Below are 13,139 nucleotides of genomic sequence, written 5' to 3' on the forward strand. Positions count from 1 at the left end.
AGATTTTGCTGAGGTGTCGGATAGTGAGGATACTCAGCATCTCCGGCGAGCGTCTATCCGGCGAGCGCGTCTATGAGAGGAGTCACGGTGGGCCGACCGCAGACCGGCAACGAGGTCGTCGACGCGGTGCTGGCCGCCGGGCACCGGCTCAGGCGCTCGATGGACACCGGGCTGCGCGCGAGCGGGCTCTCCCTGCCGACGTTCAAACTGCTCGGCGAGCTGTCCCGCGGCGAGCGCTCGATGCGGGAGCTCAGCGACGTCCTGCACGTCAGCCCGCGTACGGTCACCGACATGGTCGACGGCCTGGTCAATCGCGGTCAGGTGGAGCGCCGCCCGCACCCCACCGACCGCCGGGTCACGCTGATCCAGCTCACCGGGACCGGCGCGAAGACCCTCGCCGAGATCAGCTCCGGCGCCGATGGGCTCCGCGACCAGGCGATCGCCGGGCTCTCCCCCACCGAGCGCACCACGCTGATCGGCCTGCTCGACCGGATCGCGACGTGATCGTCCCGTTCCGCCCGCCGGAGAGGCTGTTCCGGCCCCTGCAGGGGCTGTTCCGGCCCCTGGAGAGGCTGTTCCGGCCCCTGCAGGGGCGGGACGTGGCACTCCATGCCGCCGCGGTCACGTTCTACGCGGGGATCGCCGTGGTCCCGGTCGCCCTGCTCGCCGTGTGGATCACCGGACTGCTCGCCGGCACCGCCCGGATCCGTGACCTGACCGGGCCCACCCTCGCCTCGCTGCCGGACGAGATCGGCACACCCCGGGCGCTGTCCGCGCTGATCGAAGCCGGACTGCACCTCACCCCGCTGCTCGCGCTGGCCAGCCTGCTCCCGGCGACGCTCTACGGCGAGGGGCTGCGGCGGGCGTTCGTCTCGATCAGCGCTTCCGGAGAATCCCTGGTCGGGTGGCGCGGCCGCCTGCTCTGGCTGCCGCCGCTGGCCGCCTCCCCGGTGCTCCTGCTGGCGATGTTCGCCACGCTGCCGTACACGAACCGGCTCTGGATCCGTGACGGCTGGCACCCGGCGCTCGGCGTCGTGCTCTCCTTCCTGGCCGCGTGGTTGCTGCTCACACCCGTGCTGATCTGGGTCTACCGCTACCTGGCCCCGGGCCGCCCGCGATGGCCGGCCACGATCCTGATCGGATCGTTCACGGCCGCGAACCTCTCCGGCTTCCTGCACGGCTTCCTGCTCTTCAGCTCCCTACCCCTCGACCTGGGTACGCCCTTCGGCGGCTTCACCGAGGTGGGCGGCATGGTCGCGATCGGCCTCTGGCTGTACGTCCTGCACGTGATCGTCCTCGCCGGGTACGCGGCGACCAGGAGCGCCGGACGGTAACCGCGACGTCGCGCGCGATGACCCGCCTCCGTACGGGAACGGGCCATCGCCACGTCGTCCGGCCTATCCCAGCATGTCGAGGAGCGTGATCCCGATACCGAACAGCGCTGGCCCGGCGGTCCCGCACGCGGCTGATAATGTATCGATCGTGATCCATCATGCCTGGCTGCGACCGGGAATGTGGGCCGGCCGCCGGGTGCGGATCGTCGGGGACGGCCTCGAGGTCGTGCGGGAGGAGGCGGCCCGGGCCGGTTTCGTGCCCGGGGATCCGGCGGATCTCGTGCTCGCGATCGAGGATGTCGGAACGGGGCCGGAGGGATTTCGTCTCGGGCGCCGGAATGGCGGTATCGCGGTTTCCGCCGGCGCACCGGCCGGGCTTCTCTACGGGTTCTTCGAAGTGTTGCGGCGGGGTGAGCGGCCGATCGGCGCCGATGAGGAGCACCGGCCGGCGCGGGAACGACGGATGCTCGATCACTGGGACAACGTCGACGTGCACCCGGTGATGGGACAGGTCGAGCGCGGGTACTCCGGTGGGTCGCTCTTCTGGAGCCCGGGGCGCGACATCGGCAGGGTGCGGGATTACGCGCGGCTTCTCGCGGCGACCGGGATCAATGCGATCACGGTGAACAACGTCAATGTGCACGCGGCCGAGACGCGGCTGCTCACCGAGCGGCTGGACGAGGTCGCCGCGATCGCGGACGTGGTCCGGCCCTTCGGCATCCGCGTCCACCTCTCCGTGAACTTCGCGGCGCCGATGGTGGCCGGTGGCCTGTCGAGCGCGGACCCGCTGGACGATGTCGTACGGGAATGGTGGAAGGAGGCGACAGCGAGAGTCCTGGGTCTCATCCCTGATTTCGGGGGGTATCTGGTCAAGGCCGACTCGGAGGGGCAGCCGGGTCCGTTCGAATATCGGCGCACGCATGCGGACGGCGCGAACATGCTGGCCGAGGCCCTCGAACCGTACGGCGCAGTGGTGCATTGGCGGGCGTTCGTCTATGACCACAGGCAGGACTGGCGGGACCGGTCCACCGATCGGGCGCGGGCCGCCTACGACCATTTCGCACCCCTCGACGGACAGTTCCGGGACAACGTCATCCTCCAGGTCAAGCACGGTCCGATGGATTTTCAGGTACGCGAACCGCTCTCCCCGATCCTGCTCGGGATGCCGCGCACCCGGCTCGCGACCGAGCTCCAGATCACCCAGGAATACACCGGCCAGCAGCGGCACGTCTGCTATCTGGCGCCGATGTGGACCGGCGTGCTGACCGGCACCGATCTGGTCGCCGTGTCGAACGCCGGTGACGATCCGTTCTGGACCGGTCATCCGCTCGCGCAGGCCAATCTGTACGCGTTCGGCCGCCTCGCCTGGAATCCGGCGCTCACCGCGGAGCAGGTGCTCGACGAATGGATCGGGCTGACGTTTCCCCGGGCACGGGAGATCCTGCACGACCTGATGGACGACTCGTGGCGGACCTATGAGCGGTACACCGCCCCGCTCGGCGTCGGCTGGATGGTCCGGCCCGGCCACCATTACGGGCCGGACGTCGACGGGTACGAATACACCCCGTGGGGGACCTACCATTTCGCCGATCGGGACGGCATCGGCGTGGACCGGACCCGCGCGACCGGGACCGGGTTCACCGGGCAGTATCCGGAACCCTGGGCGTCACTCTACGAATCGCGGGACAGCTGCCCCGACGAACTGCTGCTCTTCTTCCATCACGTGCCCTACACCCACGTGCTGCAAAGCGGTGTCACGGTCATCCAGCACATCTACGACACCCGTTTCGCGGGTGCCGCGCGGGTGGCCGCGATGCGCCTGCGGTGGCGGGACGCGGACGGGCTGGTCGAGGCCGGCGTCCACGAGCGGGTCGCGGAACGACTCGACGAGCAGCTGCGCAGCGCCGAGGAGTGGCGCGACCAGGTCAACACGTACTTCCTCCGCAAGTCCGGAATCCCGGACCGCCACGGCCGCCGCATCTTCTGACCGGCGGGCGCCTTCACGAATGCTTCATGCGGGACGCGGTGGGAGCTTGATGGTGGACGGGTTCACTCGAGCATCCAGGATGCGAGAGGAAAGAACACCACCATGGAACTGCGCAGGCGAACCCTTCTTCAGGGGGCGGCGGCCACCTCGATCATCGGCGCCCTGGGGCTGGCCGGGTGCGACGACTCGGGTGACACGTCATCCGTGGCCGCGATACCGAAGTCGCTGGACTTCAGCGGCGCGACCTGGAAGTACGACGAGACCAACGACGTCTACTACCAGATCGGCGCGTACTACGTGGCGAAGCCGGCCGCGGAGGACTACGAGTCGCTCTCGGTCTTCGTGCCGGGCAAGTACCTGAAGGGCACCGAGAACAGCGACGGGACCTACACCACCACGGTCGACGCCACGGGCACCGTGGGTGACTTCACGGCGAGCACCGCGCCGATCGTGCTGCCGGTGAACACCCCGGGCTATGCGGCTCAGGCACCGCTGACCAGCTACTCGTACGACGCCGTCGCGGCGTACATGAAGGCGGGTTATGTCTATGTTCATCCTGGTCTTCGCGGCCGGGACGTCACCACCGCCACCTACTCCGGGAACGCGCCGTGGGGCATCACCGATCTGAAGGCCGCGGTCCGGTACGTCCGGTACAACGCCGCGCTGATCCCCGGGAACAAGGACCTGATGGTGGTCTTCGGCATGAGCGGCGGCGGGGCGCAGAGCGCGGTGATGGGCGTCTCCGGTGACAGCGAGCTGTACACGCCGTACCTGGAGAGCCTCGGCGCGGCGATGACCGACGCGGCCGGCAAGGACCTCAGCGACGCGGTGGCGGGTGCGATGTGCTGGTGCCCGATCACCAGCCTGGACTACGCGAACGCGTCGTACGAGTGGAACATCGGCCAGTTCTTCTCGACCGACACCCGCGCGGCCGGGACCTGGACGCAGAGCTACTCGCAGGAGCTGGCCAAGGCGTTCGCGGCGCACCAGAACAGGCTGGCGCTGAAGGACCCGTCCTCGGGCGAGACGCTCACCCTGGACAAGGGCGACGACGGGATCTACCTGTCCGGCAGCTACTACGACTACCTGCTGTCGGTGGTCAACGAGTCGCTGAACGACTTCCTCAAGGACACCACGTTCCCGTTCAAGCCGTCGAACTCCTTCATGGCGGGCATGGGTACGGGCACGGGTGCGCCCGGCGGCGGGGCGCCCGGCGGCGGGGGCGCACCGGGTGGTGCCGGGATGCCCAGCGGCGCGGCTGCCGGTGGCGGCATGATGACCGGTGGGCAGCCGGCCACCGACGACACCACCTACAAGACGGTGGAGGAGTACTTCGAGCACCTCAACAAGGACGGGCACTGGGCCACCTACGACACGGCGAGCAACACCGCGAAGGTGGCCTCGCTGTCCGGGTTCGTCAAGAGCCAGAAGACGCCCACCAAGAGCGTCGGCGCCTTCGACGGGCCGGACCGCAGCGTCGGCGAGAACGTGGTGTTCGGCGACGGCGCGAGCGGGCTGCACTTCGCCGCGGTCTCCGGGCAGGTCATCGAGGCCAACGAGGCGGCGTTCGCCACGCTCACCGGGTGGCAGGACGACTTCGCCTCGGCGGGCTACACCAGCGACTTCGCCACGACCGACACGGTCGGCAAGGACGTCACCTACCGGGTCGGCATGTACTCGCCGCTGTACTACCTGAACGGCAGCTACGAGGGCTACCAGAAGTCCACGGTCGCCGGGCACTGGCGGATCCGCACCGGCATCATGCAGGGTGACACCGCCAACGCCACCGAGGTCAACCTCGCGCTCGCCCTGCGGGAGTACGGCGTCGGCAGCGTCGACTTCGCCACCGTCTGGGCGCTGGCCCACACGATGGCCGAGCGCAGCGGCGACGCGGTCGAGAACTTCATCGCCTGGGTCAAGGAGATCGCCGCCAAGTGACGACCATGGGTTCTCCGGTACGGGCGGACCTCCGTACCGGAGAACCCGGACTGTGACCGAAAAGGGGACCGGCAGCATGACCGCACCGCGTGTCCCGGCCATGAGGAGCGCCCGGTGAGGAGACTGTCGCTGCGCAGCCGGCTCGTCCTGTCCCACGTGTTCGTGATGCTGGTCGTCCAGGGCACGGTGCTGCTCGCCGTCCAGCTGATGAGCGGCCCGAACCGCAAGCACTTCGACGCCGACGTGGCGATCGAGATCGGCGTCCTCACCGGTGTGGTCTTCGCGGTGATCGCCGGGATCCTGCTCTCCCGCCTCCTGCTCCGCCCGCTCGACGCGGTCCGCACGGCCACCCGCCGGCTCGCCCGGGGCCACTACGGCGACGTGCTGCCCACACCGCACGAACCCGACCTCGCCGCCCTGGTCCACGACGTCAACACGCTCGCGGCGGCGCTCGCCGACACCGAACGCCGCCGGGCCCGCCTGGTGTCCGAGATCGCCCACGAGATGAAGACCCCGATCACCATCCTGCGCGGTCAGATCGAGGGGCTCACCGACGGCATCTTCACACCGGACGAGGCCACGTTCGCCTCGCTCACCGACGACCTGGCCCGCCTCGAACGCCTCGCCGGCGACCTGTCCAGCCTCTCGGTCACCGAGGAGGGCGCGCTGGTGCTGCACCGGCGGCACGCCGACGTCGCCGCGCTGGCCCGGGCCGTCGCCGACCGGCTGCGCCCGCAGTACCACGATCAGGGGGTCACCCTCGCGGTCGACGCGCCCGCCCCGCTCGTCGCCGACTGCGACCCGGACCGGGTCACCCAGGTCCTGGTCAACCTGCTCGGCAACGCGCTCGGCGCCTGCGACCCCGGCTGCCGGGTGCGGATCCGGGTCGGTGCCGCCGCCGTGCCCACGCCGCACGTCCTGATCCAGGTCGCCGACGACGGGATCGGCATCGCGGCGGACGACCTGGAGCGCATCTTCAGCCGGTTCGAGCGCGTCAACCGTCCGGGACGGCCGGCGCCCGCGGGCGGCAGCGGCATCGGGCTCACCATCGCCCGGGGTATCGCGCACGCACACGGCGGCGCCATCACCGTCGCGTCACCCGGCCCTGGGAAAGGCGCCGTCTTCACCGTCGAACTGCCGTTCCGGGTGTCCTGACCGTTTTCGTCCCGGCAGCGCCACGGACGCGCTCAGCCGTGGTCGGCGCTCCTGGCGGCGAGGAACGCCGGGACCAGGTCGGCGCGCCGGCCCTCGCCGATCAGCGTGGTGTACAGCGTCAGGCGGCACGGCGGGCTGAGGCCGGCGGGCGAGCAGGACGGTGCCCGGGCCGTGCAGGAGGACGCTGGCGATCACCGTGAGGGTCGGCGAGCGTGCCCGCGGCCGGGAGCGGCCGGCGCCGCTGATCACCGTACCGATCAGGGGAAACGGCGGGCGAGGATATCGAGCGCGAGCTCTCCCCAGGAGATGTTCTCCCGCTCGAAGCTGATGCCGCGCTGCAGCGTCAGGTACGGGCCGATCCGGTTGCCGGTGGCCAGGAACTCCTCGTGGGTCCGGGTGCCGAGGATCTCGGCGAGCTGACGCTGATAGGCCTCGACCCGCTGGGCGCTCAGCCTCATCCGGGTGCGGATCGCCGCGCGGACGCTGGGCACGTCCGCGTGGGCGAGCGCCTCGACCTGGATCAGCAGCTCGTCCCGTACGGTAGTCGGCTTCGGGTCCTGGGCAGTGAAGGTTTTCAATGCCGCACGACCGAGTTCGGTCACCGAGAAGAGGCGCTTGTCGGGGCGTTTCTCCTGCTTGACCAGGCGGGCCGAGAGCAGGCCCGCGGACTCCATCCGGTCGAGTTCGCGATAGAGTTGCTGAGGCGTCGCCGTCCAGAAGTTGGCGACCGAGGCGCTGAACCGCTTCGCCAGGTCGTAACCGGACGACTCGCGGTCGATCAGCGCCGCCAGGAGCGCGTTCCTCAGTGCCACGGAGGAAGCTTAGTGGCCCTCGGCCGGAACGCCGGGACCTCCTTCCTCAGGACGGCGCGGCGCAGGATGCCGGTGTTCGGCAGGCGGAGCAGCCGGATCTGGGTCCACCGCTCGCGGGCGAACGTCCGGCGGGCCCTACCGGTCAGCGCGCCGTCGATCAGGCGCTTGGCGGCGGCGACCGCGTCCGGCGACTTCTCGGCGAGCCGCGCGGCGAACGCGGTGGCGGCCCCGAGCGGATCGTCGGCCAACTCGGTGACCAGGCCGAGCCGGTGCGCCTCGGTGCCGTCGATCGTCTCGGCGGTCATCGTGAGGCGCTTCGCGACGTCCACGCCGACCACCTCGGTGAGCGTCCGGACGCCGGTCATGTCCGGGATGATGCCCCATTTGCCCTCGAGGACCGACCACTTCGAGGTGGGGGTGGCGTACCGGAAGTCGGCCGCGAGGGCGATCTGCAGCCCGCCGCCGTAGCAGTGGCCCCGGACCGCCGCGATCACCGGAACCGGTACGCGCCGCCACGCCCAGCAGGCCTCCTGGAACGTGTTGGTGCCGAGCAGCGGGTTCGGCAGGAACGCCTTCGCGACCCGCCCGGGCGTCTTGAGCGTCCCGGCGATGTCCAGTCCGGCGCAGAACGACGGCCCCTCGCCGGAGATCACCACGGCGCGGATCGTCCGGTCCTTGCGGATCTCCCGCGCGGTGCGGATCAGCTCGTCGAGGGTGTCGAGGGTGAGCGCGTTCAGTTTGTCCGGCCGGTCGAGGGTGACGTACGCGAGACCGTCTTTGATCTTCTTGTCGAGGTATTTCACGGTGTGCCCCTCAGATTGCCGCGGCGAGAACGGTCGCCTGTTTGATCGCGCGCTTGGCGTCGAGTTCGGCGGCGACGTCGGCGCCCCCGATGACGTGCACGGTGACGCCCCGCTCCTGGAGCGGCGCGACGAGGTCGCGGACCGGTTCCTGGCCGGCGCAGAGGACGATGGTGTCCGCGGCGATCAGGCCTTTCCCCGTGTGCAGGCCCTCGTCGTCGATCCGGACGTACTCCGCGCCGCGGACCATGACCACCCCGGCGTCCTGGAGCGTCGCCCGGTGCACCCAGCCGGTGGTCTTGCCGAGCCCCTTGCCGAGCGCGGTCTCCTTACGCTGCAGCAGGTGGATCTCGCGCTTGGCCCGCGCCTTGACCCTGGTGGCCAGCCCGCCCTGCGCGCGCGCCGGATCGGTCACGCCCCACCGCCGCATCCAGTCCTCCAGGCTCTCGCCCGGTGCGTGCAGCAGGAACTCGGCGACGTCGAACCCGATCCCGCCGGCGCCGACGACCGCCACCCGCTCCCCCACCGGCGCACCCTCGATGACCTGCTGATACGTGAGCACCTTCGGATGGTCGACACCCGGGATGCCGGGGATGCGCGGCGTGACCCCGGTCGCCACGACGACGTCATCAAAACCGGTCAGGTCATCCACGGTCGCGCGTGCACCCGTCGTCACCGTGACCCCGCGGATGTCGAGCATGTGGCGGTAGTAGTCCAGCGTGCGCGCGAACTCCTCCTTGCCCGGGATCCGCGCGGCGAGCCGGAACTGGCCGCCGATCTCGTCCGCCGCCTCGAAGAGGGTCACCCGGTGACCGCGCCCGGCGAGCTCGACCGCCGCCGCCAGTCCCGCCGGGCCCGCGCCGACCACCGCGACGTTCCTGGCCCGGCGCGTCGGCAGCAGGACCAACTCGGTCTCGAAGCCCGCCCGCGGGTTGAGCATGCAGGTCGCCCGCTGGTTCTTGAACGTGTGGTCCAGGCACGCCTGGTTGCACGCGATGCACGTGATGATCTCGCGCTCCCGGCCCTGGACCGCCTTCGCCACCCACTCCGGGTCGGCGAGCAGCGGCCGCGCCATCGACACCAGGTCGGCGTCGCCGTCGGCGAGGATCCGCTCGGCGGCCTCCGGCCGGTTGATCCGGTTCGAGGCGATGACCGGAACCGATACCTCGTCGCGTAGCTTGCGGGTCACCCAGGTGAAGGCGCCGGCGGGCACCGAGGTCACGATCGTCGGCACCCGCGCCTCGTGCCAGCCGATCCCGGTGTTGAACAGCGTCACGCCCGCGTCCTGCAGCGAACGGGCCAGCTCGACCGTCTCGTCCCAGCTCTGCGCGTCGTCGACCAGGTCGAGCAGGCTGATCCGGTACTGCACGATGAAGTCCGCGCCGACGAGCTCCCGGGTCCGTTCGACGATCTCCAGGGGAAACCGCATCCGCTTCGCGGCGGTTCCACCCCATTCATCGGTACGGTCATTGGTGCGCGCGGCGAGGAACTGGTTGATCAGATAGCCCTCGGAGCCCATGATCTCCACGCCGTCGTATCCGGCGCGCTGGGCGAGGGCCGCGGCGCGCGCGAAGGCCGAGGCGGTCCGGTCCACCTGCCGCGCCGACATGGCGCGCGGCCGGAACGGCGTGATCGGCGACTTCCGCGCGGACGCGCCGAGGCTGAACGGGTGGTAGGAGTACCGCCCCGCGTGCAGCACCTGCAGCACGATCTTCCCGTCGTGCTCGTGCACCGCGTCGGTGACCAGGCGGTGCGCGTCGGCGTGCCGTCCACTGGTCATCATGCTGCCGAACGGGGCCAGCCAGCCGCGCCAGGTCGGGGCGTACCCGCCGGTCACCATCAGAGCGACCCCGCCCCGGGCCCGCTCGGCGAAGTACGCCGCGAGCTTGGGCAGGTCGCCGGCGCGGTCCTCGAGTTTGGTGTGCATCGAGCCCATCACCACGCGGTTGCGCAGCACGGTGTGGCCGAGGTCCAGCGGGCTCAGCAGGGTCGGGTACATGACCCGTGACTATACAACTAATTGACTATGTTCCGGGAGGTCAGTACGGCCGGATCTCCGCCGAATCCGGCGATGTTCTCCCGAACCCAGCGGAGCGCGGCCTGCTGGTCGAGCCATCCGTACGGGCCGATCCGGTAGCGGGCGACCACCACCACGACACCGCCCCGGGCCGGCACCGCGGGATCGGCGGCGGGACCGGCGCCCTGCAGGTAGACCAGGACCGGTGCGCGACCGACGGTCGACGGGGTCCAGACGCCGACGACCAGCGACTCCGGGACCGCCTCGAACGCCTCGCGGACCTCGGTCCACGGCTCCGGCGGCACCGGCGGCTGATGGCGGCGCGCACCGACCGGCGGGGCCGCGTACGGGATCCCGCGGAAGATCGCCAGGCCGTCGTCGAGCGCCAGCAGACCCTGGACCGGGCCCGCGGTGGTGAGCACGACCGGCGCGGCGATCATGTCGGCGGTCACTGGGCCAGGGCACGCGTGGTTCGCGCGTACCGGACCGCCCAGACGGGCACCGACGAGATGCGGTTCAGCAGTCCGGTCATGCGGATCAAGGTAAGCACCGCCACCTGAGGATTCGGTGAAAGAGAGATCCGGTAGGTGTGCTACCGCAGCCCCACGACCAGCCAGCGGTAGCGGTGTTCGGGGCGCCCGGGAGATGCCCAGCTCGTCGGCGATCTCGGCGGCCGTCCGCGGCTCGCCCGAGCCCCGCAGCGCCTCGCTGACCAGGTGCACGGTCACCGCCGACTGCCCCTTGGGCACCGCGGGCCGGTCGCCCTCGTGCGCCAGCCGTCGCCGCGACGATGCCCGCCGAGTACGCCGCCGGCGACCCCACCCTCTACGCGACGGCGATCCAGGACAGCATCGGCATGTTCAACGCCGACGGCGTGATGAAGCCCGACGGCGCCGCCAACGTCCTGGAGGTGCTGAGCCAGTTCTCCCCCAACGTCAAGGGCAAGAAGGACCAGGTGGACCTTGCCAAGACCTACACCACGGCGTACGCCACCAAGGCCCCCGCGGCAAGCTGATCGAAGTCGGACGATATGCGGGCGCTTGCACAGGGGCGTCACCATCGCCGATCATGACCTTCTATTCGGGGGTGGGCGTGTATCGGTGGCGGAGACGTACCCTGGTCGTCGGTGGGATCCTCTTTCTGGCCTCGCTGGCCATGCTGGTGGTGGCCGGGTCCACGCGGGGGTTCACCAGTGATCTGATGTTGAACCTCGGGTCCAGTCTGGTGCTCGCCGCGGTGTCGTACCTGATCTTCGATCCGATCTTCGACGAGGCGCGGAAGGCCCGGGTGCAGGAGCACGCGCGGTTCGACGAGACCAGCTTCATCGAGCAGATGCGGGACACCCACCGGGACGTACGCATCCTGGACACCTGGACGATCCTGCTGGAGGGGCGCAGCCGGCTGCGGACGTTCGACGCCATGCGCAAGGCCCTCGACCACGGCGCGACCATCCGGGTGCTGCTGCTCGACCCGGACTCGGCGGCCGCCCGGCAGCGCGCCGACGAGCTGGAGCGGCGGCAGATCGACGTGGCCGCGCAGATCATGGAGAACCTGCGCCAGCTGCACCTGTTCCGTGCCGAGCTGGACGACACCGGGCGCCTGCAGGTCCGGGTCTACGACGCGTCACCCTCCATTCAGCTGTACCAGTGGGACGGGCGGGCGCTGATCTCGTTCTTCCCGATCGGCAAGCTCTCCTTCGACGTGCCCCAGCTCGAAGTGGACATGGCCAGCCCGTGGGGACAGTTCGTGGACCGGCGCTTCGACGAGCTCTGGGAACAGAGCGACCACATCCACTCACTGGAGCGGTACTGGTCGCTCACGGTCACCCTCACCCAGGGCGACGAGGACCTGGACACCGTGGCGGTGCCGTACGTCGGCGCGGACCACGAGGTCTACGTCGACGGCACCGGCCAGCTCGCCAACCGCCTCGCCGAGCGGGTGCTGCGCGGCGCCGGGGTGGCGTCGTTCGGCGCCCGCGCCGCCTGGCCGCCCCGCCTCTCCGGACAGCTCGCCGACCAGCCCGCGCCGGACTTCGAGCTGATCCGCCTGGAGGAGGACGCCGGAGTCCTCGCGCTCTTCGACCGCAAGTACGGCGGCTACCCGCCGGACCGCACGGGCGAGGTGTTCCTGCTCCGCCTGACTCCCCGCTGATCCTCAGGTCTCCAGCCCGCGCATGATCAGCGCCCGCGTCGACCCGAAGTCGTAGTGATCCTCATCGGACGACACGGCGGCGACCTCGCGCACCACGGGTTCGATGTCGATACCGCGCTCCCGGGCCTCCCTGCAGAGACCTCAGATCGTCAGCAGCTGGTCCCGGGGATCGGCGCCCTGATCCATCGCGGACACGTGCATCAGGTGCCGGCGGAGTTCGGCCGCCGATTCCCACTCCCCCGGCAGATGCACCGCCCATCGGAAGTACCGGTGCGCCCGGAAGATCTCCCTGACCTCCGCGCGATCCTCCTCCTTCTCGTACGCGTCCAGCAGCGCGGTCAGCGCGGCGCCCGCCTCGGCGGCGACCCCGGCCTCGTCCACCGCCGCCGGGCCACGCCGGAGCCGGGGCAGCCAGCCGGGGTCACTCAGGTCGACCGGCCGCTCGGCGATCTCCCGCAGCAGCTCGTCGATGACGGCGACGTCCTCCCGAACCGCGGCGAGGCTCATGCCGCCATGGTGACAGACACCGGCGAACCAGGCGCCGATCAGGCGCCGATGGATCTCTGGATCTCCGCCGGCAGGGTCTCGTATTCCGCGCGGCTCAGCCTCCCCTCGTCGAGGCGTTCTTTCAGCATCGCCAGGAATTCCTCGGGGCCGAGAATGACGAGATCGCCGGGAATCTCCTCGTCATGAGGGTGCGGATCGTCGGACATGAGGCACCCTCTGAGGTCGGCGTTCTCGGTTTTCGCCGCCACGCTAGCGCGCCGATGGCCCGTTCCGCAGCTGGCATCCACGCGCCGAATGCGACCCTGACTCCGTCTCCGAGCGCCGGCTCATGTCCGTCGGGGTCCGGTCGTGAACCGGCCGGGCGGCACCCCCGCGGGCGGTGAGCCGGCGGCCCAGGGCGCCTCGGCCGATCGGCTGGCGATCCGGGGTGCCTCACGC

General features: G+C 70.4%; 13 protein-coding genes. 7 read left to right on the top strand and 6 right to left on the bottom strand.

The genetic code is table 11. The features are described from left to right. Positions 1-87 precede the first annotated feature (87 nt). The 5 genes from AB0M08_RS37685 to AB0M08_RS37705 all read left to right on the top strand — a co-directional run bounded on the left by AB0M08_RS37685 (position 88) and on the right by AB0M08_RS37705 (position 6,414). On the top strand, positions 88-504 hold the full coding sequence (locus tag AB0M08_RS37685) for a MarR family transcriptional regulator (protein ID WP_364504471.1): 417 nt from the start codon (positions 88-90) through the stop codon (positions 502-504). A 59-nt stretch (positions 505-563) separates the two neighbouring features. Further along, entirely contained in the window at positions 564-1,334 is a 771-nt protein-coding gene (locus AB0M08_RS37690) for a YhjD/YihY/BrkB family envelope integrity protein (RefSeq protein ID WP_364504514.1), read from the top strand. 148 nt (positions 1,335-1,482) lie between these two features. Further along, positions 1,483-3,321: an alpha-glucuronidase gene (locus AB0M08_RS37695; protein ID WP_364504473.1), complete on the top strand. Its 1,839-nt coding sequence runs from the start codon at positions 1,483-1,485 to the stop codon at positions 3,319-3,321. A 102-nt stretch (positions 3,322-3,423) separates the two neighbouring features. Next, positions 3,424-5,259: a subtype A tannase gene (locus AB0M08_RS37700; protein ID WP_364504475.1), complete on the top strand. Its 1,836-nt coding sequence runs from the start codon at positions 3,424-3,426 to the stop codon at positions 5,257-5,259. A 114-nt stretch (positions 5,260-5,373) separates the two neighbouring features. Continuing rightward, positions 5,374-6,414: a HAMP domain-containing sensor histidine kinase gene (locus tag AB0M08_RS37705; RefSeq protein ID WP_364504477.1), complete on the top strand. Its 1,041-nt coding sequence runs from the start codon at positions 5,374-5,376 to the stop codon at positions 6,412-6,414. Positions 6,415-6,671: 257 nt separating this feature from the next. Here the strand turns inward: AB0M08_RS37705 and AB0M08_RS37710 are convergent, their stop codons facing one another. From AB0M08_RS37710 to AB0M08_RS37725, 4 genes are read right to left on the bottom strand one after another with little or no spacing between them, the layout of a single operon-like run. Beyond that, positions 6,672-7,226 carry a PadR family transcriptional regulator gene (locus AB0M08_RS37710; RefSeq protein ID WP_364504479.1) on the bottom strand — a complete coding sequence of 185 codons (555 nt, stop codon included), beginning with the start codon at positions 7,224-7,226 and terminating at the stop codon, positions 6,672-6,674. Beyond that, positions 7,217-8,029, bottom strand: coding sequence for a crotonase/enoyl-CoA hydratase family protein (locus AB0M08_RS37715; RefSeq protein WP_364504481.1), 813 nt, complete (start codon positions 8,027-8,029; stop codon positions 7,217-7,219). Before AB0M08_RS37715 ends, AB0M08_RS37710 begins: the two co-directional genes overlap by 10 nt. A gap of 10 nt (positions 8,030-8,039) precedes the next feature. Then, the gene (locus AB0M08_RS37720; protein ID WP_364504483.1) at positions 8,040-10,025 is read right to left on the bottom strand and encodes an NADPH-dependent 2,4-dienoyl-CoA reductase; all 1,986 of its coding nucleotides are present in this window, start codon (positions 10,023-10,025) and stop codon (positions 8,040-8,042) included. A 17-nt stretch (positions 10,026-10,042) separates the two neighbouring features. Further along, complete coding sequence (locus AB0M08_RS37725) at positions 10,043-10,495, bottom strand: carboxylesterase family protein (RefSeq protein ID WP_364504485.1); 453 nt, start codon at positions 10,493-10,495, stop codon at positions 10,043-10,045. 338 nt (positions 10,496-10,833) lie between these two features. Between AB0M08_RS37725 and AB0M08_RS37730 the strand changes: the two genes are divergently transcribed. Both AB0M08_RS37730 and AB0M08_RS37735 read left to right on the top strand, forming a co-directional pair. Continuing rightward, entirely contained in the window at positions 10,834-11,058 is a 225-nt protein-coding gene (locus AB0M08_RS37730; RefSeq protein ID WP_364504487.1) for a hypothetical protein, read from the top strand. Positions 11,059-11,111: 53 nt separating this feature from the next. Then, entirely contained in the window at positions 11,112-12,194 is a 1,083-nt protein-coding gene (locus AB0M08_RS37735; protein ID WP_364504489.1) for a DUF5919 domain-containing protein, read from the top strand. 141 nt (positions 12,195-12,335) lie between these two features. On the opposite strand, the gene AB0M08_RS37740 is transcribed toward AB0M08_RS37735, so the two are convergent. Both AB0M08_RS37740 and AB0M08_RS37745 read right to left on the bottom strand, forming a co-directional pair. Then, entirely contained in the window at positions 12,336-12,701 is a 366-nt protein-coding gene (locus AB0M08_RS37740; protein ID WP_364504491.1) for a hypothetical protein, read from the bottom strand. 38 nt (positions 12,702-12,739) lie between these two features. After that, positions 12,740-12,907 (bottom strand): hypothetical protein, encoded by a 168-nt coding sequence (locus AB0M08_RS37745; protein ID WP_364504493.1) that lies wholly within the window; start codon positions 12,905-12,907, stop codon positions 12,740-12,742. Between the last annotated feature and the right edge of the window lie 232 nt (positions 12,908-13,139).

Source organism: Actinoplanes sp. NPDC051851, from assembly GCF_040681165.1.
Taxonomy (GTDB): Bacteria; Actinomycetota; Actinomycetes; order Mycobacteriales; family Micromonosporaceae; genus Actinoplanes.